The sequence below is a fragment of the Saccharothrix violaceirubra genome (assembly GCF_014203755.1).
Taxonomy (GTDB): Bacteria; Actinomycetota; Actinomycetes; order Mycobacteriales; family Pseudonocardiaceae; genus Actinosynnema; species Actinosynnema violaceirubrum.
In genome coordinates this window covers 6324217-6346019 of the sequence record NZ_JACHJS010000001.1, presented here as the reverse complement: position 1 = coordinate 6346019, position 21803 = coordinate 6324217, and the positions used below count along the sequence as shown (strand labels likewise).

The window sequence follows — 21803 nt, the reverse complement described above, 5'->3', positions numbered from 1 at the left end:
ACTGGTCGTGAGGACTCTGCCTAAGCGCTTCACCCTGGTCGGTGCGGTCGTCGCACTGCTGGTCACGGCGGGTTGCGCGAGCGGCCCGAGCAAGGTGGGCACGGCCGCGATCGTCGGCGGCACCGTGATCCCGCTGGAGCAGGTCCAGCAGCGGCTGGACCGCGTGCTGAAGAAGGAGCCCGGCGCCCAGGCCGCCCTCAAGCAGCACAAACTGGACGGTGTCGCCCGCCTGGTCGCGGGTACCGCCGTGCAGCACGAGCTGACGCTGAAGGTGGCGCAGCGCGAGGGCATCACCGTGGACGAGGCCGACATCGCCGAGGCGATCGAGGACGCGGGCGGCGCCGAGGCCGGGTCGGAGGGCACGGTCTACGACTCGACGACCTTCCGGGACCGCGCCGTCGACCAGCTGCTCCAGGTCGCGCTGGCGCGCAAGTACGTCGACCGGCTCGAGGTCACGTTCGACTACTTCTACTCGCGGGACAAGAACGAGGCCCTGGACAAGGCCGCGAAGATCGCCAAGGACCCGGGCCTGATGGCCGGGTACGTGAACGCCGCGCCCAAGGGCAACGGCAACCAGCAGCTCGCCAAGCGCGGCCAGGTGATCAAGTCCTCGCAGGAGCCGACCGCCGCCGCGGCGCCGTTCTTCGGCGTCAAGCCCGGCACGGTCGTGGCCTACCCGCCGTCGGAGGAGAGCGCGCAGTGGCTGGTCGTGCTGGTCACCGACCGGCGTGACGACGCCAAGCCGTCCGAGCAGTCCTCGTCCGAGCAGCTCACCCCGCAGATCCTGGAGCGGATCGGCCTGCGCCTGGTCCAGTACCTGGGCGCCGACCTGGAGATCGAGATCAACCCGCGCTACGGCGTGTGGGACGTGGTCGGCATCGGCCTCGCCGCGAGCGAGGGCGAGCGCGGCGGGTACGTCGCCGAGGTCGCCGGTCCGCCCGCCAAGCGGACCGATCCGTGACGCACCTGGTCGTCCTGGTCTCCGCGCACGACACCGTCCTGCCCGCCGCCGCGCTGCCCGCTCTGCGGGGCGCGGCGGCGGTGTACGCGGAGGGCGTGCCCTGGGGCGACCCGCCGCCCGAGGCCGTGCCCGCCGGGCCGGTCGTGCTGGTGACGACGTCGCCGACCTCGCCGTTCGCCGCCGCGCTGGTGGCGGCGGGCGCGGAGGTCGTGCGCAACCCCGCGGGCACGGCACTGCTGTCGGCGGTGTCCGTGATGGACCGCCTGCGGTCGCCCGGCGGGTGCCCGTGGGACGCCGAGCAGGACCACAAGACGTTGCGGCAGTACCTGGTCGAGGAGACCTACGAGCTGCTGGAGGCGATCGAGGACGGCGACCGGGCGGCGTTGCGCGAGGAACTCGGCGACGTGCTGCTCCAGGTGCTGTTCCACGCCCGCGTCGCGGCCGAGCACGGCGAACCGTTCGGGATCGACGAGGTGGCCGGCGACCTGGTGGCCAAGCTGGTCGGCCGGCACCCGCACGTGTTCGCGGGCGGCGACCCGGCGGTGCGCGACGCGCGGTCGCAGGAGCACCGCTGGGAGGAGCTGAAGCAGGCCGAGAAGCGGCGGACGTCCAGTGTGGACGGCGTGGCCCTCGGTCAGCCGGCGGTCGCGCTGGCCGGGAAGCTGGCCCAGCGGACCGGTCGGGCCGGGCTGCCGGCGGACCTGCTGCCGACCGGTGAGGACGCCGGTTCGGCGTTGTTCGCGGTGGCCGCGCGGGCGAAGCTGGCGGGCGAGGACCCCGAGACGGAGCTGCGGGCCGTGGCCCGTGCGTTCGAGGCGAAGGTCCGCGCGGCGGAGAAGTCGGCCCGCGCGGCGGGCGTGACCACGATGGGCGTGGCCGACTGGCGTGCCCACTGGCCCGGCTGAATCCCTTTTCCGGAGCCGCCGAATTGCGGAACGATTCCAGGTCGCGAAGGCCGGGCGTGAGCTGGGCTCGCATTTGATCGGGTAACGGTGGAGAACTTCCAGGTGCGGCACGTGTGGACATGATCGCGATCGGTCCGGTACGGCGCTAACGTCGAAGGGTGACCGAATCCGCCTATCTCCGCTTCCCACATCTGCATGGGGAGCTCGTCGTCTTCGTCGCGGAGAACGACGTGTGGCTCGCTCCTGTCTCCGGTGGCCGGGCCTGGAGGGTGACCGCCGACCAGGTTCCCGTCTCGTCACCGCGTTTCGATCCGACCGGCACCCGGCTGGCGTGGACCAGTCGGCGTGACGGCACGCCCGAGGTCCACGTCGCACCGGTCGACGGCGGGCCTTCGACCAGACTCACCTACTGGGGCGACACGTACACCGGCGTGCGCGGCTGGACGCCCGCGGGCGACGTCGTCGCCGTCACCACGGCCGGGCAGGCGACCGGGAACCGGCAGTGGGCGCACGCCGTGCCGGTCGACGGCGGACCCGCCCGCCGGCTGCCCTACGGCTGGGTCGAGGACGTCGACCACGGCCCGGACGGGCAGGTCGTCGTCACCTCCGTCTACGGCCGCGACCCCTCGTCCTGGAAGCGGTACCGGGGCGGCGCCGCGGGCAAGCTGTGGGTCGCCGGACCCGACCACGGCTTCCACCGCGTCCTCGACCACCTGACGTCCTCGCTCACCAGCCCGACGTGGGTCGGCGGCCGGCTGGTCTTCCTCTCCGACCACGACGGCGTCGGCAGCGTGTACTCCGTCGCGCCCGACGGCTCCGACCTGCGCCGGCACAGCGCGCAGGAGTTCTACGCCCGCAACGCCACCTCCGACGGCGAACGCGTCGTCTACCAGCACGCGGGCGAGCTGTGGCTGCTCGACGGCCTCGACGCCGAACCCCGCCGGCTCGACGTCGCGCTCGCCGGGCCGCGCACCGCCCGCCGGCGTCGGCACGTCTCCGCGCACCCCGAGGACTTCCACCCCGACAAGTCCGGCCGCGCCAGCGTGGTCGAGGTGCGCGGGACCGTCCACTGGGTGACCCACCGGGACGGTCCGGTGCGCGCGCTGGCCGAGCAGCCCGGCGTGCGCGCCCGCCTGCCCCGCGTGGTCGGCGACAGCGTGGTGTGGGTGACCGACGCGGAAGGCGAGGAGGGCCTGGAGTTCTCGCCGGTCGGCGGGGTCGAGCCGGGCAACACGCCGCGCCGGGTCGCGGTCGGCCGGCTCGGGCGCGTGCTCGAACTGGAGGTCTCGCCCGACGGCCGGCGGCTGGCGGTCGCCACGCACGACGGCCGGCTGCTGCTCGTGGAGGCCGAGTCCGGCGAGGTGCGCGAGGTGCTGCGCGACGCCGGGCCGTGGGTGTCCGACCTCGCGTTCTCCCCGGACTCGAACTGGCTGGCCTGGTCGCACCCGGGTCCCTGGCCGCTGCGGCACATCCGGATGACCAACACCACGGACCTGTCCGTCGTGGACGTCACGCCGCTGCGGTTCGCCGACACCTCGCCCACGTTCACCGAGGACGGCCGCTACCTGGCCTTCCTGTCCGTGCGCAGCTTCGACCCGGTCTACGACGCCTACGTGTTCGACCTGTCGTTCCCCACCGGCACCCGGCCGCACCTGGTCACGCTCGCCGCGACCACGCCGTCCCCGTTCGACCCGCTGCGCCTGGGCCGCCCGGTCGGCGACGACTCGTCGGACAAGGAGAAGGACAAGGACGACGACAACCCGATCACCGTCGTCGACCTGGAGGGTCTGGCCGACCGGGTCGTGGCGCTGCCGGTCGCGGCGGCGCGGTACTCGGGGCTCACCGCGGCCAAGGGCGGCCTGCTGTGGCTGCGCAGCGCGGTGCGCGGCGTGCTCGGCGACAACCAGGCCAGTCCCACGTCCCGGCCGCCGCGGGCCGTGCTCGAACGGTTCGACCTGGCCAAGACCCGCACGGACGCGCTGGCCGACGGCGTGGACGCGTTCGCGGTCACCGGCGACGGCCAGCGCATGGTCGTGCAGGACGGCGGCGACCTGCGGGTCGTGCCGACCGACCGCAAGGTCGACGCCGACGACAACGACTCGATCTCCGTCGACCTGGCCCGCGTCCGGGTCGAGGTGGACCGGGCGGCCGAGTGGCGCCAGGTGTACGCGGAGGCCGGTCGCCTGATGCGCGACCACTTCTGGCGGGCCGACCTGGGCGGCCTGGACTGGGCGGGCGTGCTCGACCGCTACCGGCCGCTGCTGGACCGCATCGGCAGCTACAGCGACCTGGTCGACCTGCTGTGGGAGGTCCAGGGCGAGACGGGCACGTCCCACGCGTACGTGTACCCGGCGGGCGGCGGCGGGCGCGGGCGTGGTGTGGGCCTGCTCGGCGCCGACCTGGAACGCGACGCGTCCGGCGCGTGGCGCGTCGTGCGGGTGATCCCGGGCGAGACGTCGGACCCGGCGGCCCGGTCGCCGCTGTCCGCGCCGGGGGTGGCCGTGCGCGCGGGCGACGCGATCGTGGCCGTGGACGGCCGCCAGGTCGACCCGCTGCGCGGTCCCGCGCCGCTGCTGGTCGGCACGGCGGACAAGCCGGTGGAGCTGACCGTGCGGCCCGGTGGCGGCGGTGAGCCGCGCCGGGTCGTGGTCGTGCCGTTGGGCGACGACCGGGCGTTGCGCTACCACGCGTGGGTCGCGGACCGGCGGGCGCGCGTGCGCGAGCTGTCGGGCGACCGGGTGGGCTACCTGCACGTGCCGGACATGGTCGGGTCGGGTTGGGCCCAGCTGCACCGGGACCTGCGGGTCGAGCTGCGGCACGAGGCCGTGGTGCTCGACGTGCGGGAGAACTCGGGCGGGCACACGTCCGAGCTGGTCGTGGAGAAGCTGGGCCGCAAGGTCATCGGCTGGGAGACGCAGCGCGGTCGCGACACGGCGACGGCGACCAGCTACCCCAACGACGCGCCGCGCGGTCCGGTGGTCACGGTGATCGACGAGTTCGCCGGGTCCGACGGCGACATCGTCAGCGCGGCGATCAAGCGGCTGGGCATCGGTCCGCTGGTGGGCACGCGCACGTGGGGCGGGGTGATCGGGATCAACCCGCGGCACTCGCTGGTCGACGGCACCGTGGTCACCCAGCCCGAGTACGGGGTGTGGATCGACGGCGTGGGGTGGGGGTTGGAGAACCACGGCGTGGACCCGGACGTGGAGGTCGTGATCACGCCGCAGGATCGGGCGGCCGGTCGTGACCCGCAGTTGGACACGGCCGTCCGGCTGGCTCTGGAGGCGTTGGAGCTGCGGCCGGCCGCCGTGCCGCCGGAGCTGCCGACGGTCTGAGCACACCGGTCCGGGCGCGGTGCCGCGCCCGGACCGGTGGTGGTCGTGGGTCGGTGTCGCCCGGCCGATGCCGGCGGCGGCCTTCCGGTCCGGTGGATCGGAGGCGGCTTGGGTCCGGGCACATGCGCCGCCCGGACCCGGACCGTCCTCCTCACGCGAACAGCGTGTCGCCCCAGTAGCCGCCCTCGCGCACGCCCGGCGGCACGGCGAAGTGGCCGGAACCGGTGTGCTCCAGGTACTCCATCATTCTGTCCTTTGTGGACAGTGCCTGCTGCATCGGCACGAACTGGCGCGCGGTGTCCCGGTTGAACGCGATGAAGAACAGCCCCGCGTCCAGGTGGCCGAGCCCGTCCGTGCCGTCGGTGAAGTTGTAGCCGCGCCGCAGGATGCGCGCGCCGCCGAGGGACTCGGCCGAGGCCAGCCGCACGTGCGCGTCCGCCGCGATCCGCGGCGCCCCGCCCGCGCCCCGCACATGCAGGTCGACCGGGTCGAACTCGTCGACCTGGCCCAGCGGCGCGCCCGACCCCTTGGTGCGGCCGACCAGGTCCTCCTGCTCGGCCAGCGACGTGCGGTCCCAGATCTCCACGTGCATGCGGATGCGCCGGGCCACCAGGTAGGTGCCGCCGACCAGCCACCGCGGACCATCGTCCGCGGTGACCCACACGTGGTCGCGCAGCGCGTCGGCGTCCTCGGCCTTGATGTTGTTCGTGCCGTCCTTGAACCCGAACAGGTTGCGCGGCGTCGCCTGGTCGCGGGTCGTGGACGACGTCCGGCCGAAGCCGAGCTGCGACCACCGCACCGCGACCCGGCCGAACCCGATGCGCACCAGGTTGCGGATGGCGTGCACGGCCACCTGCGGGTCGTTCGCGCACGCCTGGACGCACAGGTCGCCGCCGCTGCGCCGCTCGTCGAGGTCGTCGCGGGGGAACCGGGGCAGGTCGATCAACCCCGCCGGCCGCAGGTCCTTCAGACCGAACCGGTCGTCGAACAGCGACGGGCCGAAGCCGATCGTGAGCGTCAACGCGGACGCGGCCAGGCCCAGCGCCTCGCCGGTGTCCTTCGGCGGCGCCTCGGGCCGACCGCCGACCGCGCCGAGTTCGGCGGCCTCGCGGCCCTCGGTCATCCGGCGGGCCGCGACCGTCCAGTCCTTGAGCAGCCCGACGAGTTCGTCGCGCTTGGTCGTCTTCACGTCCAACGCCACGAAGTGCATCCGGTCCTGCGCGGGCGTGACGATCCCGGCCTGGTGTTCGCCGTCGAACGGCACGGCGTCCGCGAGCGAGGCCGCCGGCCGGACGGCGGGTGGTGCCGCGGCCAGCGCGCCGACCGCCGCGCCGGCACCCGCCAGCGCGACGCCCGCCCCGGCGTAACCGAACAGCCTGCGTCGCGGGATGCCGCTCATCGCGCCACGACCTCGGCCACCTTGCTGATCGGCTCGCCGAGCGCGTCCACCGCCTCGGCCAACGCCTTGACCTCGGCCTCGGACAACTCGGTGTAGAGCTTGAACCCGTCGCCCTTGCGGTGGGTCTCCAGCAGCGCGTCCAGTGCCTTGAACTTCTCGTCGACGGTCGCCGCCAGCGCCGCGTCCTTCTCCGCGATCACCGGGCGCAGCGCCGCGATGGCTGCCTGAGAGCCGTCCACGTTGGCGCGGAAGTCCCACAGGTCGGTGTGCGAGTAGCGGTCCTCCTCACCGGTGATCTTCCCGGTGGCGACCTCGTCGAGCAGTTCCTTCGCGCCGTTGGCGAGCTGGAGCGGCGTCAGCTCGACGGCCTTGGCCTTCTCGACGATCTCCTTCACGTCGGTCAGCAGTCTGTCGGCGATCGCGGCGGAGTCGGGCTGGAGCCCGGTCTCCCACAGGTCCTTCTCCAGGCGGTGGTAGCCGGTGAACTCCAGGCCCTCCTCGATCACGTCCTCGCGGCCGTCGATGCGCGGGTCGAGGTCGCCGAAGCTCTCCGCGACCGGCTCGATCCGCTCCCAGTAGGTGCGCGAGACCGGGAACAGGGCCTTGGCGTCCTCGACCTTGCCCGCCTTGACCGCGTCGACGAACTCGGTGGTCTTGGTCAGCAGGCTGTCCGCCTGCGAGTTCACGTACCGCTGGTAGCTCTTGGTCGCCTCGGCCAGCTTGGCGTCGGAGTCGGTGGCCTTCTTCGCGTCGCCCGTGACGGTGAAGTCGGCGCGGATGCCGTCGCCCTTCATGCCGGGCTTGCACGCGGTCTGGAGCTTGCCGGCCTCGGTGACCTCGACGATCAGGCGTCGGGTCAGGCCGGGGCCGATGTTCTCGACCTCGCCGAGGATGCGGTCGCCCTCGGCGTACAGGTAGAACTCGGTGACCTTGGTGCCCTTGTTGGTCACCTCGAACGTCACGTTGCCGGTGCCGGCGGTGTTCTTGGCGACCTTGCACGCGTCGTCGGTGGCCTCGACCGCGATGGGGCCGTCGGCGGACGGGGTGCCGCCGCCACCGCCGCACGCGGCGAGCAGCAACAGCAGCGAACCCAGGCCGAGGCTACGGGTGGCAGTGGACACGGTCGTTCTCCGGTTTCAGTTGTCGCCCGCGGCCCGCGACCGCGGCTTGATCAGGAACAGCGGCAGCACGATCGCGACGTAGGCGACCCACGCGACGGCCTGGAGGACCGACGTGCGCTGCGAGTAGTTGAAGATCCCCTTGAGCAGGGCGCCGAGCCACTCGCCCTCGGGCAGGGTGTCGCTCAGGTCGAACGCGAGCGTGTTCAGGCCGGGCAGGATCGCGGCCTCCTGGAGGTCGTGCAGGCCGTACGCGAGCACGCCCGCCGCCACGAACACCAGCAGCGCACCCGTCCAGGTGAAGAACTTGCCCAGGTCGAAGCGGATCGCGCCCCGGTAGAGCCCGTACGCCAGCGCGACGGCCGCGGCGATGCCGACCACGAACCCGATCAGCGGCTGGGTCGTCCCCACGCCCGCGCTCTGCACGCTGGAGTAGAAGAAGACCGCGGTCTCCAGCCCTTCGCGGCCGACCGCGAGGAACGACAGCACGACCACGGCGGCCGGGCCCACCTTGAGCGCCTGGTCCATCTTCCCGCGCAGTTCGGCCGCGATCGTCCGGGCGGTCGAGCGCATCCAGAAGATCATCCCGGTCACGAAGGCCACCGCGACCAGCGACATCCCGCCGCCGAACGCCTCCTGCTGCTCGAACGTCATCGTGGCCGTGGTGAACGTGACGAGCGCGCCGAAGCCCACCGACAGCACCACCGCGATCCCGACACCCAGCCACACGAAGGGCAGGCGGTCGCGGCGGTCGGTCTTCACCAGGAAGGCCACCAGGATGCTGACGACGAGGGCCGCTTCGAGCCCCTCGCGCAGTCCGATGAGCCCGTTGCTGACCAACACGGCGTCGTCCTCACGGAAAGTGAACTTAGGCTTGTCGAACTTAGGCACGCCTGCCCTTAATGTCCAGCACGGACACGTCACATGACCTGCGGATTCGGGCAAATCGGCTGAATCTTTCGGGTCATTCACGATCGGTGGGCGCCGACGACACGTAGCCTGGCGGACGTGGTACCGCCGCCCTCGTCCTCCCGCCCGCCGTGGGTCAGGGTCGCCCTCGTCGTGGCCGCGCTGGTGCTGCTCGCCGCGGGCGGGGCGTACGCGCTCGACGCCCTGGAGCGCCGCCCGTCGTCGGGTTTCGCGATCCCCGCGTTGGACGTGGAACCGGGTGCCGCGGCGCCCGCCACGTCGTCGGGCGAGTCCACGACCGAGTGGACCGCCGCCGTGGCGGACCGCACCGAGATCCCGGCGCGGGCCCTGCGCGCGTACGTGGACGCCGACCGGAAGACCCGCGCGACCAGCCCGGACTGCCGCATCTCGTGGGCGACCCTGGCCGGGATCGGCCGGGTCGAGTCCCACCACGGCACGCTCGGCGGTCTGGCGCTCGGGGAGGACGGCCGCCCGTCGTCCCCGATCGTGGGCATCCCGTTGGACGGCTCGCCGGGCGTGCGGGCGATCGAGGACAGCGACCGCGGTGTCCTCGACGGCGACGGCAGGTGGGACCGGGCCGTCGGCCCGATGCAGTTCATCCCCACCACGTGGGCGATCTACGCGGTGCGGGCCAGCGGCGACGGCCGGCCGCCCGACCCGCAGAACATCGACGACGCGGCCCTCGCCGCGGCCAACTACCTGTGCGCCGCGGGCAAGGACCTGTCGACGGGCGCGGGCTGGTGGCAGGCCGTGATGACGTACAACAACTCGGTCGAGTACGGCCGCAAGGTGTTCAGCGGCGCCGACGCCTACGCCAAGGCGGCCTCGGCGCCGCCGACCACCTGATCGGGGTCAGCGGTCCGGTCGGCGGTCCCGTTCCACGGCCAGCCGTGCGCTGACCTCGCCCAACGCCTCCTGGTACTCGGGCGTCGGGTTCATCGCGGCGGCCATGCGGAACTGGGCGAGCGCCTCGGTGAGCCGGCTCTGCCGCTGGAGCGTGCGACCCAGGGCGAACCGGGCGTAGTAGTCGCTCGGGTCCAGGTCGACGACCTTGCGGAACGCCTCCTCGGCGCGCTGGAACTGGGCCGAGCCCAGGTAGGCCCGTCCCGCCAGCAGTTGCACGCTGGGTTCGTCACCGGCCACCTCGAGGACGACGCTCAGCGCGCGCAACGCGTCCAGCGGGCGGCGTTCCGCGAGCAGCGCCTCGGCCTGTCGGAAGGCGTCGAAGGTGCTGTCCGTCATGGTCCGATCAACGCTACCTCCGCCCCCCGCTGTTCCTCCACAGCCGACCGGATGACAGGACCCGCCACGGGGAATCCCGAGGGTGTCCGGAAGAGGCCCGGATCACCCCGAAGAGATCATCACTTCGGAACCGGTACAGATACTTGCCGGTGCGGGAACGCGACGGAAAGCGAGCCGACTAGGCTCGTGCCGGTAACCGGCAGAAGGTCTGACTAGGGAGCGCACGTGGCGGTCATCGAGCAGGTCGGAGCCCGCGAGATCCTGGACTCGCGAGGCAACCCCACCGTCGAGGTCGAGGTGGCGCTGGACGACGGCACGCTGGAGCGCGCCGCGGTGCCGTCCGGGGCCTCGACCGGTGAGCACGAGGCGGTCGAACTCCGCGACGGCGACGCCAAGCGCTACCTCGGCAAGGGCGTCGAGCGCGCGGTCACCGCGGTGCTCGACGAGATCGGCCCGGAGCTGGTGGGCCTGGAGGCCGTCGAGCAGCGCGTCGTCGACCAGAAGCTGGTCGACCTGGACGGCACGCCGGACAAGTCCCGGCTCGGCGCGAACGCCATCCTCGGCGTGTCGCTCGCCGTGGCCAAGGCGGCGGCGGCCAGCAGCGGTCTGGAGCTGTTCCGCTACGTCGGCGGCCCGAACGCGCACGTCCTGCCGGTCCCGATGCTCAACATCCTCAACGGCGGCGCGCACGCCGACACCGATGTGGACATCCAGGAGTTCATGATCGCGCCCATCGGCGCCGACTCGTTCCGCGAGGCGCTGCGCTGGGGCACCGAGGTCTACCACTCGCTCAAGTCCGTGCTGAAGGGCAAGGGCCTGGGCACTGGTCTGGGCGACGAGGGCGGGTTCGCGCCGTCGCTGTCCAGCAACCGCGACGCGCTCGACCTGATCCTCCAGGCGATCGAGAAGGCCGGGTACACGCCGGGCCGCGACATCGCGCTGGCCCTGGACGTGGCCGCGACCGAGTTCCACTCGGACGGCTCGTACACGTTCGAGAAGCAGCAGCGCTCGTCGGCGGACCTGATCCGCTACTACGCCGAGCTGCTCGACGCGTACCCGCTGGTCTCGATCGAGGACCCGCTGTCCGAGGACGACTGGGACGGCTGGGTCCAGCTCACCGCCGAGGTCGGCGACCGGGTGCAGATCGTGGGCGACGACCTGTTCGTCACCAACGCCGAGCGCCTGGAGGAGGGCATCTCCCGCAAGGCGGCCAACGCCCTGCTGGTGAAGGTCAACCAGATCGGCACGCTGTCCGAGACGCTGGACGCGGTGTCGCTGGCCACCTCCTACGGCTACAAGTCGATGATGTCCCACCGGTCCGGCGAGACCGAGGACACCACGATCGCGGACCTCGCGGTCGCGGTCGGCGCCGGCCAGATCAAGACCGGTGCGCCCGCGCGTGGCGAGCGGACCGCGAAGTACAACCAGCTCCTGCGCATCGAGGAGGCCCTGGGCGACGCCGCGCGTTACGCCGGCGACCTGGCCTTCCCCCGGTTCACGCCGGAGGGCTGACGGACCGGCCGCTCCCGGCACGCCCGCGCCGGGAGCGGCACCGGCGACCCCGGCCGGCTGATCACGTGGACAATGGTCGGGCGGACGATCGGCCCGGTGCGGGCCGGGCGACCGCCGGGATGCCGATCACGCGGACGCTGGTCGGTCCAGGGCCGACCGTGGGAGCAGCGACGTGGGCGAGGGTCGGGGGGACGGCCGGTCGAAAGGCCGCGGCACCGGACGTGCGGGCTCGTCCCGGGCACGGTCCGGTCGTGCGGGCGATTCGGACAAGACGTCCCGCGACAAGGCGGCACGCGACAAGGCGGCACGCGGCGGTCCAGCCGGCGGGGACAGGATCTCCGGCGGCAAGACCGGTCGCGGTGTGACGGGCGGTACGACCAAGACGCCGGCCGGCGGGACCGGTCGCGGTGGTCGGGACAAGGCGCCCGAGGGCAAGAGCCGGGGTGTGCTCGGGACCGGGAAGTCGTCCGGTACGAAGCCTTCCGGTGCGAAGAGCGCTCGGGACAAGGCCAAGGCGCGGCGCGAGTCGGCGCGGGCCGCGAACCGGCGGCCCCAGTCCCGGGCGCGGACGCGGGCGGGCGCGGGCACCGGTGGCGCGTTCGGCATGACGGGCACCCGGCGGGCCGCGTTGCTGGCCATGGTGGTCTGCGCCCTGGCGTTGAGCATCGCCGTCCCGTTGCGGACCTACCTGGCGCAGCGCGAGGAACTCCGCGAGGCCACGGCCGAGCAGGACGCGTTGCGCGCCGAGGTCGACCGGTTGGCCGACCGCAAGGAACAGCTCGCCGACCCGGCCCGGCGGGAGATCGAGGCGCGGCAGCGGCTGCACTACGTGCGGCCCGGCGAGACCCCCTACGTCGTGCAGTTGCCCGGCGACGAGAATCGGACTCCGGAGGACCGGAAACCGGCCGCGGGGCCGGCGAAGGACAAGGCGTGGTACGAGCAGTTGTGGAACTCGGTGGCGGCGAAATGACGGTGAGCGAGGCCGACCGGCTCGCGGTGGCGGCACAGCTCGGGCGGACGCCGCGCGGCATGCGCGCGGTGGCGGCGCGGTGTCCCGGCGGGCACCCGGCGGTGGTGCTGACGAGCCCCAGGCTGGAGGACGGGACCCCGTTCCCGACCCTGTACTACCTGACGTGCTCCCGGCTGACCTCGTTGGTCAGCCGGTTGGAGGGCGCCGGTCTGATGAAGGAGATGACCGACCGCCTCGCCGTGGACGAGGAGTTGGCCGCGGCGTACCTGCGGGCGCACGAGTCGTACCTGGCCGAGCGGGACGCGATCGAGTCGCTGGGCACACAGGTCACGGCCGGCGGTATGCCGGACCGGGTGAAATGCCTGCACGTGCACCTTGCGCACACGCTCGCGGTGGGGCGGGGCGTGAACCCGTTCGGCGACGAGACGTTGGACGCGTTGGCCCAGTGGTGGCCCGACGGCGACTGCGCGTCAACTGTGGAAAACGGCTAGTAGGCACAGTCCTCGGTAGCTGTTAACGAACAAATCGCCTTCCGGCGCGTGACACCGGGGGTAACGATCGGGCAGGGTGGACCGAGGTTCGTTACGGGGGATCGTGCCGAGGAGTGGGAGTTCGTGGCTGTGCCGAAGCGACGGGGACGCAAGCACCGTCCGGGGTCGTTGACGCCGCGTCAGCGCGGGTTGACCGCCGCCGCCACGTGCGCGGCACTCGTGCCCGCCCTGCTCAGCGCCACCGGTGGCGTCGGGTGGATCACGGCCGCGGCCTCCGGCGGTGACGTCGAGGCCCTGCCGCCGGGCGCGGGCGACGTGCTGGGCACCCTGCGCATGCGGGATTCCGGGTCGCTCGGCGCGGGCGGCCGGCTGCCCGAGGCCGACGAGCTGAGCGCCGCGCTGCTCGCCGACGCCGACGACCCGTCCGAGTTCGGCGACGACTTCTTCCCCGGTGACGCGGACTTCCTGTCCGGAGAGCTGGGCATCCCCGGTGTGATGCTGCGGGCGTACATGAAGGCCGCCGACCGGCTGGCCGAGACCACGCCGCGCTGCAACCTGCACTGGTCGCTGCTCGCGGGCATCGGGCACATCGAGTCCGGCCACGCGCACGGCGGCACCGTGGACCTCAAGGGCAACACGGCCAGACCGATCCTGGGGCCGGTGCTCAACGGCGGCCCCGGGATGGCCGCCATCCCCGACACCGACGGCGGCAAGTTCGACTACGACTCGGTGTGGGACCGCGCGGTAGGGCCGATGCAGTTCATCCCCTCCACCTGGGCCGGCTACGCCGCCGACGGCAACAACGACGGCGAGAGCAACCCCAACAACATCTACGACGCCACGGTCGGCGCGGGCAACTACCTCTGCGCCTACGACGGGGACCTGGGCACGCCCGAGGGGCGGGCCAGGGCGGTCTTCCGCTACAACCACTCCAACGAGTACGTGGCCAACGTCCTGTACTGGGCCGACGCGTACGCGGGCGGCGTGACGCCGCTGCCCGACCTGCCGCCGGGGTCGGACGAGGACTACGGCGACGACGATTACACGCCGCCCGCGCCGTCGAACCCCCCGGCGCCCTCGAACCCGCCGCCGCCGTCGTCCTCTTCGTCGTCGTCCCCGACCACCACGACGACCACGACCTCTTCTTCGACCTCTTCTTCGACTTCGTCGTCGACCACCACCACCACCACCACGACCACTACGACGACGACCACTACCCCCGGGTGTCCGACGACCACGACGCCCACCTCGACGTCGACCACCACGGCGACGGCGTCCAGCTCGACGACGACCACCACGACCACGGTGCCGTCGACGTGCGTGACGACCACGACGACCGCGACGACGACGACCACCACCACGGCGGTGGCGGGCGCGCCGACGTCGTCGTCCACGATCACCCCGATGAAGTCGGCCTGAGCGGTTACGGTTCTCCTCGGATCACGACGAGGAGGACCTGATGGGGCGTGTTGCCGCGATCGACTGCGGGACGAACTCGATTCGTCTGCTGGTCGCCGATGTGTCCACGTCGGACGACGGTGCGCTGTCGTTGCGCGACGTGCACCGGGAGATGCGGGTCGTCCGGCTGGGGCAGGGGGTCGACGCCACCGGGGTGTTGAGCGCCGAGGCGTTGGCGCGGACCCGTGCGGCGTTGGTCGACTACACGAACGTGTTGCGGCGCAAGGGAGCCGAGCGGGTCCGGATGGTGGCCACGTCCGCGACGCGCGACGCGGCGAACCAGGACGAGTTCTTCTCGATGACCCGTGAGGTGCTGGGCGTCTCGGCCGAGGTGATCTCGGGGGACGAGGAGGCCCGGTTGTCCTTCACCGGCGCGGTGTCCGATGTGGACTCTTCCGGCGGGCCGTTCCTGGTGTCCGACATCGGTGGCGGGTCCACCGAGTTGGTGTTGGGCGACTGGGACGGTGTCCGCGGGGAGGTCGCGGCGGCCCGGTCGGTGGACATCGGGTGCGTGCGGATCACCGAGCGGTGCCTGGCTTCCGACCCGCCCACGGAGGCCGAGGTGTCGCGGGCCGTCTCGGTGGCTTCTTCGGTGTTGGCCGAGGCTTTCGCGGCCGTGCCGGTGGAGAAGGCCCGGACGTGGATCGGGGTCGCGGGGACGGTCACCACGCTGGTGGCCGTGGCTCAGGGGTTGACCGCCTACGACCCGTACTCGATCCACTTGGCGCGGTTGACGGTCGACGAGGTCCGGGAGACCACGTCGCGGTTGTTGTCGATGACGCGGGAGGAGCGGGCGGCTCTGGGTGCGATGCACCCCGGGCGGGTGGATGTCATCTGCGGTGGGGCTTTGGTGGTGCGGACGTTGGCCGAGCACCTGGCGTCCGTCGGGGTGACCGAGCTGGTGGCCAGTGAGCACGACATCCTGGACGGCATCGCCTTCTCCCTGGCCTGACCTCCTCCAACCGCGCGAGTTATGCACTCAGACACCGCGAGTTGTGCGTTCAGGCACCGCGAGTCATTCGCTCGACGCCTGTTCGCGTGCCCAGGCTCTGATCTCCCGGTTCCACCGGGTGAACTCGTCGACCTCGGCCTCGGCGGACCGGTCTTCCGGTGCCGGGGTGTCGGAGGGCCAGAAGCGGAGCAGGAAGTCCTCGGTTCGGGCATCGGCCACGGAGCGCCGGCGGTGACCACGTACGTGGTACCAGCCAGGTTCGCCGAGCGACAGTGCCGGAATCTCCGGCTCGGTGGCGGGTACCGCTCGTGTGTGTACCGAGCCGTCCGTGATCAGCACGGTCCGTTCGCTTGTCTCGCTCCCGTCCAGGCTGTTGTCCACCGTAGGCGGATCGCGCCACGCCTCGATTCGCACGTCGGCGGCGGTGATCCAGTCGGACGTGGCGTGTACCCCTATCACGTCGTCCAGCACGTCCAGGAACCCGTTCCGCGCGGCGAATGCGAATCGTGGTGGTTCGTCCAGCCCCGGTGATTCCACGAGGAAGAATCCGTAGACGACCCCGACCACGCCCTGTACCGCCCGGACTGGTTCCTCCGCCATGGGCGGGAATGTACCGAGGTACCCGGCAGGCGCGGAGGCGCGTCTTCCTCCAGTCGGACGGCTCTGTCGCGCTGCCGCCCCGGCTTCCGCGGGCGTGCCCCGGAAGGACCGGCAATGCGGTTCGGGTGGCGTCGCCCTCGGGCGGGTCTGCGTCGTGGTGTCGCGGTTCATGCGTTGGCGTACCACGAAATGTGCGTTCGGGTGCACACGGCAGGGACTGCGGGGTCCGGGGTTGCGGGTGGGGACGGCGGTGTGGATGGGCTTCGTGGCGTCGGCGGGACTTGAGTGTCAACAGGGAATGTTCGTGACGGTCTCGTGACCCGGTCACCCGTGTGGCGGCTGCCACAAGGACATAGCGTCCCCATGACGTTGTGCAGGCGGGCGACTCTGCTCGGTTACCCCGGGAGGCCGGAATGTCACGTGTTCGGTTAGTTCCACTACTGGCTGTGGCGGCTTTGGCCGCGACGGCCTGCGCCACGCCGGCCGAGCCCGAGGCGACGGTGGACACGGACGCGGGCATCACGATCTTCAACACGGAACCCGAGAACCCCCTCGTCCCGGGTAACACGACCGAGGTCGGCGGCGGCAACGTGCTCGACCCGCTGTTCACCGGGTTGATCGAGTACGACCCCAAGGACGCCAAGCCGGTCAACGCCATGGCCGAGTCCTTCGAGACCAAGGACTCCAAGCTCTTCACCGTGAAGCTCAAGAGCGGCTGGACGTTCCACGACGGCTCGCCGGTGACGGCCAAGTCCTTCGTCGACGCGTGGAACTGGACGGCCTACGGGCCCAACGCCGCCCAGGGCGCCAGCTTCTTCTCGCAGATCGAGGGCTACTCGGCGGTCAACCCCAAGGACCCCGACGGGCCGGACGGGCCGCAGCCCGCGCCGACGCCCACCGCGAACACCCTGTCCGGGTTGAAGGTCGTCGACGACACCACGTTCACCATCACGCTTTCGGAGGCGTTCTCCGTCTTCCCCGTGACCGTGGGCTACGAGGTGTTCTCGCCGCTGCCCGAGTCCTTCTTCAAGGACAAGGCCGCTTTCGAGCAGCACCCCATCGGCAACGGGCCGTTCCGGTTCGTGTCGCGGGTCGTCGGGCAGGAGATCAAGCTGACCCGGTGGGACGACTACAAGGGCGGCGAGAAGCCGAAGTTCAAGGACCTGACGCTCAAGGCGTACCAGAGCCGTGAGGCGGCCTACGGCGACCTCGTCACCAACTCCCTGGACTTCATGGAGGAGTTGCCGCCCAACGCGCTCGCCGGCCAGAAGTACGAGCAGGACCTCGGCGACCGGGTCGTGCAGCGGGAGACGCTGAACAACCAGACGATCGCGTTCCCGTTCTACCTCAAGCCTTATGACGACGTGAACGTGCGCAAGGCGCTGTCCCTGGCGATCAACCGCGAGGAGATCACCCAGCGGATCTTCGAGGGCAGCCGCAAGCCCGCCGACGGCTGGGTGCACCCGCTGACCGAGGGCTACAAGCCCGGCCAGTGCGAGTTCTGCAAGTTCGACCCGACCAAGGCCAAGGAGTACTGGGCCAAGGCGAACTACACCGGGCCGATCATCCTCCAGTCCAACACCGACGGCGGCCACCAGGAGTGGGCCGAGGCCGTGGTGAACAGCATCAAGAACACGCTCGGCATCGACATCAAGTTCGTGCCCACCACCAGCTTCGGCGAGTTCCGCCAGAAGGTGAACGCGCACGAGATGACCGGCATGTACCGCGCGGGCTGGATCGCGGACTACCCGTCGATCGAGAACTGGCTCACGCCCATCCTGCGCACCGGCGCGTCCTCCAACGACGGCCTGTACAGCAACCCCGCGTTCGACGCCAAGCTCGCCGAGGCCGACAAGGCGCCGAGCAAGGACGAGGCGAACAAGCTGTACCAGGACGCCGAGAAGATCGCGGCCCAGGACATGCCGACGATCCCGCTGTGGACGCAGAACACCATCGGCGGCAAGTCGAACCGGCTCAAGACCGCGACCCTCGACCCGTTCCGCTCGCTCGACCTGTTCAGCGTCGAGGTCACCAAGTAGTGGCTCACGTCGTGGTCCGGCCCGCGCTCGGGCCGGACCGCGGCCTGTGGTTGGGAGTGTGCGGTGGGGCGTTACGTGCTGCGCAGGCTGTTGCAGATGATCCCGGTGTTCCTCGGCACGACGTTCCTCATCTACGTGATGGTCTGGGCCGTCCCCGGTGACCCGTTCGAGGGCAAGTGCGGCGAACGCGACTGCCCGCCCTCGTACGTCGCTGCCATGCGCGAGCAGTTCAACCTGGACGACAACGTGTTCGTCCAGTACGGCAAGTACCTGGCCAACCTCCTGCAGGGCGACTTCGGCAAGACGTCGTCGGGCCTGGAGGTCGCGGACCGGATCGCGGCGACGTTCCCGGTCACGCTCAAGCTCGCCGTGGTGGCGTTGCTGATCGAAGCCGTCATCGGCATCACCGCCGGTGTGGTCAGCGGTCTGCGCGGCCGGGGTTTCCTGGACAGCCTCGTGCTCGTGTCGACGCTGTTCCTGATCTCGATCCCGGTGTTCGTGACCGGCTACGTGGTGCAGCTCGTGTTCGGCATCCAGCTCGGCTGGATCACGCCGACGGTGTCGAAACCGACGTTCGTGAACCTGATCGTGCCGGGCTTCGTGCTGGCAAGCCTCTCGATGGCATACGTGGCAAGGCTTTCGCGCGCGTCCATCGCGGAGAACAAGCGCGCGGACTACGTGCGCACCGCGCTGGCCAAGGGCATGCGGCCACGTCGTGTGGTCGGCGTGCACCTGTTGCGGAACTCGCTGATCCCGGTGATCACGTTCCTGGGCACGGACCTCGGCGCGTTCCTCGGCGGCGCGATCGTCACCGAGGGCATCTTCAACGTGCCCGGCGTCGGCGGCCTGGTGTTCCGCTCGATCCTGACCAAGGACGGCGCGATGGTGACGGGTGTCGTCACCGTCCTGGTGCTGGTCTACCTGCTGATGACGCTGCTGGTGGACCTGCTCTACGCCGTGCTCGACCCGAGGATTCGCTATGAGTGACCAGTTCGCCGCGCTGTCCACGGTCGAGCAGCCCGACACCGGTCGGACCCGCGGTCTGTTCGGCGACGCCTGGTACGCGTTGCGCCACCGCCCGCTGTTCTGGGTGTCGGTGGCGATCATCGCGTTCGTGCTGCTGATGGCGCTGTTCCCCGGCCTGTTCACCTCGGCCGACCCGACCCTGGCGATGCTGTCGCGCAGTCGGCAGGCGCCGTCGTCGGCCGCCTGGTTCGGCTACGACAACCAGGGTTACGACATCTACGCCCGGGTCGTCTACGGCGCGCGGGCGTCGATCGTGGTCGGGTTGATGGCCATGGCCGGTGCCGTGCTGCTGGGTGCCGCGGTCGGCATGATGTGCGGCTTCTACGGCGGCTGGCTCGATGTCGTGCTGTCGCGGATCGCGGACATCTTCGTCGGCATCCCGTTCGTGCTGGGCGCGATCGTCATCCTGACCACGCTCAACGCGGGCGGTGACGCGGGCGCGGCGCGGATCGTGGCGCAGGTGGTGCTGTCGCTGGTCGTGCTGTCGTGGCCGGTGTCGATGCGGATCATGCGGTCGACGGCGATCGCGGCCAAGCAGCAGGACTACGTGAAAGCGGCACGGGCGTTGGGCGCCGGACCCCGGCGGATCATCGTCAAGCACCTGCTGCCCAACTGCGTCGCACCGGTCCTGGTGTACTCGACGATCGTGCTCGGCGCGTTCATCGGCCTGGAGGCGACGCTGTCCTACCTGGGCATCGGCCTGCGCCCGCCGGTCGTGTCCTGGGGCGTGATGATCAACAGCGCCAAGGACTACCTGCGCGTCGCACCGCACGCCCTGCTGTTCCCCTCGGCCTTCCTCACCGCCACCGTGCTCGCGTTCGTGATGCTCGGCGACGCGGTGCGCGAGGCCCTCGACCCGAAGCTGAGGTGACCGTGGACCCCGTGCTCGAAGTCGAGGACCTGCGGGTCGAGTTCCGCACGCGCGACGGCGTCGCCCGTGTGCTCAACGGCGTGAGCTACCACGTCGGCGCCGGGGAGACCCTGGCCGTGCTGGGCGAATCCGGGTCGGGCAAGAGCGTCACGGCACAGGCGGTCATGGGCATCCTGGACACGCCGCCCGCGTTCGTGACCGGCGGTTCGGTCCGGTTCCACGGCGAGGAGCTGCTCACCGCGTCGGCGGACCGCCGCCGCGAGGTGCGCGCCGAGGGGATCGCGATGATCTTCCAGGACGCGCTTTCGGCGTTGAACCCGGTGTTCACGGTCGGTTTCCAGATCGAGGAGCAGCTTCGGCTGCGCCGGGGCATGTCCCGGTCCGAGGCGCGCAAGCGCGCCGTGGAACTCCTCGACCTGGTGAAGATCCCGCACGCCCGGTTCCGGGTGCGCGACTACCCGCACCAGTTCTCCGGCGGCATGCGGCAACGCGTGATGATCGCGATGGCGCTGGCACTGGACCCCGAGGTGCTGATCGCCGACGAGCCCACGACGGCGCTGGACGTGACCGTGCAGGCCCAGATCATGGACCTGCTCGCGGAGATCCAGCGCGAACGGCGCATGGGCCTGGTGCTGATCACGCACGACCTGGGCGTGGTCGCCGAGGTGGCCGACCGGATCGTGGTCATGTACGCGGGCCGCATCGTGGAGGAGGCGGACGCGTTCGCGCTGTTCCGCTCGCCCGGCCACCCGTACACGGCCGCGCTGATGCGGTCGTTGCCCCGGCTGGACGACAAGGGCTCGACGTTGGAGACCATCAAGGGCCTGCCGCCGAGCCTGCTGCGCATCCCGTCCGGGTGCCCGTTCCACCCGCGCTGCCCGCGCGCCGAGGACCGCTGCCTGGCCGAGGTGCCGCCGCCGCTCGACCTCGGCGGCCGGACCAGCGCGTGCCATTTCGCACCGGAGGTGCTCGGTGGTTGAACTGCTCGAAGTCCGCAACCTGGTCAAGCACTTCCCGGTGACCCGGGGCGTGGTGTTCAAGCGGACCATCGGCCGGGTGCGCGCCGTGGACGACGTGTCGTTCACGCTGTCGGCCGGGGAGACGCTCGGCGTCGTCGGCGAGTCCGGGTGCGGCAAGTCCACACTCGCCCAGGTGCTGATGCGGTTGGAGCCGCCGACGTCCGGCGAGGTCACGTTCGAGGGCTCGTCGCTGTTCAAGCTGCGTGGCGCCGCCGTGAGCCGGTGGCGGCGCGAGATGCAGCTGGTCATGCAGGACCCGTACACCTCGCTCAACCCCCGGATGACCGTCGGCGACATCGTCGGCGAGCCGTTCGAGATCCACCCCGAGGTCGCGCCGAAGGGGTTACGGGCGGCACGCGTGCGCGAACTGCTCGACGTGGTCGGCCTCAACCCCGAGCACATCAACCGGTACCCGCACCAGTTCTCCGGCGGGCAGCGGCAGCGCATCGGCATCGCGCGGGCGTTGGCGTTGCGGCCCAAGGTGATCGTGTGCGACGAGCCGGTGTCCGCTTTGGACGTGTCGATCCAGGCGCAGGTGATGAACCTGCTCGCCGACCTCCAGCGGCAGTTCGGCCTGGCGTACATCTTCATCGCGCACGACCTGTCCGTGGTGCGGCACCTGTCGGACCGGGTCGCCGTGATGTACCTGGGCAAGATCGTCGAGATCGGCACCGAGGACGAGATCTACGCGCACCCGACCCACCCGTACACGCAGGCGCTGCTCTCGGCCGTGCCGGTGGCGGACCCGGAACTGCGCGGGCGGCGGGACGTGATCCGGCTCAGCGGTGACGTGCCCTCGCCGATCGACCCGCCTTCGGGCTGCCGGTTCCGCACGCGGTGCTGGAAGGCGCGGGACGTGTGCGCGGAGGAGGAGCCCGCGTTGGTGGTGCGCGGTGGTCACGCGTCGGCGTGCCACTTCGCGGAGGAGCGTTCGGTAGTTCCTTAGAAACCGTTGTGGGGGAAGGGTTTCCTTCC

The 21803-nt window shown here is 71.3% G+C and carries 19 protein-coding genes; 14 read left to right on the top strand and 5 right to left on the bottom strand.

The window, feature by feature from the left end:
• Positions 1-7: 7 nt before the first annotated feature.
• The 3 genes from F4559_RS29260 to F4559_RS29250 all read left to right on the top strand — a co-directional run bounded on the left by F4559_RS29260 (position 8) and on the right by F4559_RS29250 (position 5201).
• Positions 8-961, top strand: a complete 954-nt coding sequence (locus F4559_RS29260) for a SurA N-terminal domain-containing protein (RefSeq protein ID WP_184674161.1) — start codon at positions 8-10, stop codon at positions 959-961.
• Positions 958-1866: a nucleoside triphosphate pyrophosphohydrolase gene (locus tag F4559_RS29255; RefSeq protein WP_184674159.1), complete on the top strand. Its 909-nt coding sequence runs from the start codon at positions 958-960 to the stop codon at positions 1864-1866. The genes F4559_RS29260 and F4559_RS29255 overlap by 4 nt, the downstream gene beginning before the upstream one ends.
• Positions 1867-2024: 158 nt before the next feature.
• Complete coding sequence (locus F4559_RS29250) at positions 2025-5201, top strand: S41 family peptidase (protein WP_184674157.1); 3177 nt, start codon at positions 2025-2027, stop codon at positions 5199-5201.
• A 151-nt stretch (positions 5202-5352) separates the two neighbouring features.
• Here F4559_RS29250 and efeB read toward each other — a convergent pair whose 3' ends face one another.
• From efeB to efeU, 3 genes are read right to left on the bottom strand one after another with little or no spacing between them, the layout of a single operon-like run.
• Entirely contained in the window at positions 5353-6600 is a 1248-nt protein-coding gene (gene efeB / locus F4559_RS29245) for an iron uptake transporter deferrochelatase/peroxidase subunit (RefSeq protein WP_184674155.1), read from the bottom strand.
• A complete protein-coding gene (efeO, locus tag F4559_RS29240; protein ID WP_184674153.1) occupies positions 6597-7721 on the bottom strand; it encodes an iron uptake system protein EfeO in 1125 nt (374 codons plus the stop codon). The genes efeB and efeO overlap by 4 nt, the downstream gene beginning before the upstream one ends.
• Before the next feature lie 15 nt (positions 7722-7736).
• The gene (efeU, locus tag F4559_RS29235; protein ID WP_184674151.1) at positions 7737-8561 is read right to left on the bottom strand and encodes an iron uptake transporter permease EfeU; all 825 of its coding nucleotides are present in this window, start codon (positions 8559-8561) and stop codon (positions 7737-7739) included.
• Positions 8562-8726: 165 nt separating this feature from the next.
• On the opposite strand from efeU, the gene F4559_RS29230 reads away from it, so the two are divergent.
• A complete protein-coding gene (locus F4559_RS29230) occupies positions 8727-9494 on the top strand; it encodes a lytic transglycosylase domain-containing protein (RefSeq protein ID WP_312865882.1) in 768 nt (255 codons plus the stop codon).
• 6 nt (positions 9495-9500) lie between these two features.
• Here F4559_RS29230 and F4559_RS29225 read toward each other — a convergent pair whose 3' ends face one another.
• On the bottom strand, positions 9501-9890 hold the full coding sequence (locus F4559_RS29225; RefSeq protein WP_184674150.1) for a tetratricopeptide repeat protein: 390 nt from the start codon (positions 9888-9890) through the stop codon (positions 9501-9503).
• A 225-nt stretch (positions 9891-10115) separates the two neighbouring features.
• On the opposite strand from F4559_RS29225, the gene eno reads away from it, so the two are divergent.
• The 5 genes from eno to F4559_RS29200 all read left to right on the top strand — a co-directional run bounded on the left by eno (position 10116) and on the right by F4559_RS29200 (position 15273).
• Complete coding sequence (eno, locus tag F4559_RS29220; protein ID WP_184674149.1) at positions 10116-11402, top strand: phosphopyruvate hydratase; 1287 nt, start codon at positions 10116-10118, stop codon at positions 11400-11402.
• Between the two features lie 172 nt (positions 11403-11574).
• Complete coding sequence (locus F4559_RS36605) at positions 11575-12372, top strand: FtsB family cell division protein (RefSeq protein WP_312865881.1); 798 nt, start codon at positions 11575-11577, stop codon at positions 12370-12372.
• Positions 12369-12863, top strand: coding sequence for a DUF501 domain-containing protein (locus F4559_RS29210; protein WP_184674148.1), 495 nt, complete (start codon positions 12369-12371; stop codon positions 12861-12863). The genes F4559_RS36605 and F4559_RS29210 overlap by 4 nt, the downstream gene beginning before the upstream one ends.
• A gap of 123 nt (positions 12864-12986) precedes the next feature.
• Positions 12987-14282 carry a lytic transglycosylase domain-containing protein gene (locus F4559_RS29205; RefSeq protein ID WP_312865880.1) on the top strand — a complete coding sequence of 432 codons (1296 nt, stop codon included), beginning with the start codon at positions 12987-12989 and terminating at the stop codon, positions 14280-14282.
• 40 nt (positions 14283-14322) lie between these two features.
• The gene (locus F4559_RS29200) at positions 14323-15273 is read left to right on the top strand and encodes a Ppx/GppA phosphatase family protein (protein WP_184674147.1); all 951 of its coding nucleotides are present in this window, start codon (positions 14323-14325) and stop codon (positions 15271-15273) included.
• 63 nt (positions 15274-15336) lie between these two features.
• Here the strand turns inward: F4559_RS29200 and F4559_RS29195 are convergent, their stop codons facing one another.
• Positions 15337-15873 carry a hypothetical protein gene (locus F4559_RS29195; protein WP_184674146.1) on the bottom strand — a complete coding sequence of 179 codons (537 nt, stop codon included), beginning with the start codon at positions 15871-15873 and terminating at the stop codon, positions 15337-15339.
• Positions 15874-16319: 446 nt separating this feature from the next.
• On the opposite strand from F4559_RS29195, the gene F4559_RS29190 reads away from it, so the two are divergent.
• The 5 genes from F4559_RS29190 (at position 16320) to F4559_RS29170 (ending at position 21774) form a co-directional block, all read left to right on the top strand.
• A complete protein-coding gene (locus tag F4559_RS29190; RefSeq protein ID WP_312865879.1) occupies positions 16320-17912 on the top strand; it encodes a peptide ABC transporter substrate-binding protein in 1593 nt (530 codons plus the stop codon).
• A 63-nt stretch (positions 17913-17975) separates the two neighbouring features.
• Complete coding sequence (locus tag F4559_RS29185) at positions 17976-18899, top strand: ABC transporter permease (protein WP_184674144.1); 924 nt, start codon at positions 17976-17978, stop codon at positions 18897-18899.
• On the top strand, positions 18892-19809 hold the full coding sequence (locus tag F4559_RS29180) for an ABC transporter permease (RefSeq protein WP_184674142.1): 918 nt from the start codon (positions 18892-18894) through the stop codon (positions 19807-19809). Before F4559_RS29185 ends, F4559_RS29180 begins: the two co-directional genes overlap by 8 nt.
• A gap of 2 nt (positions 19810-19811) precedes the next feature.
• A complete protein-coding gene (locus F4559_RS29175) occupies positions 19812-20789 on the top strand; it encodes an ABC transporter ATP-binding protein (protein WP_376774726.1) in 978 nt (325 codons plus the stop codon).
• Positions 20782-21774: an ABC transporter ATP-binding protein gene (locus F4559_RS29170; protein WP_184674138.1), complete on the top strand. Its 993-nt coding sequence runs from the start codon at positions 20782-20784 to the stop codon at positions 21772-21774. The genes F4559_RS29175 and F4559_RS29170 overlap by 8 nt, the downstream gene beginning before the upstream one ends.
• The last annotated feature ends 29 nt before the right edge of the window (positions 21775-21803 follow it).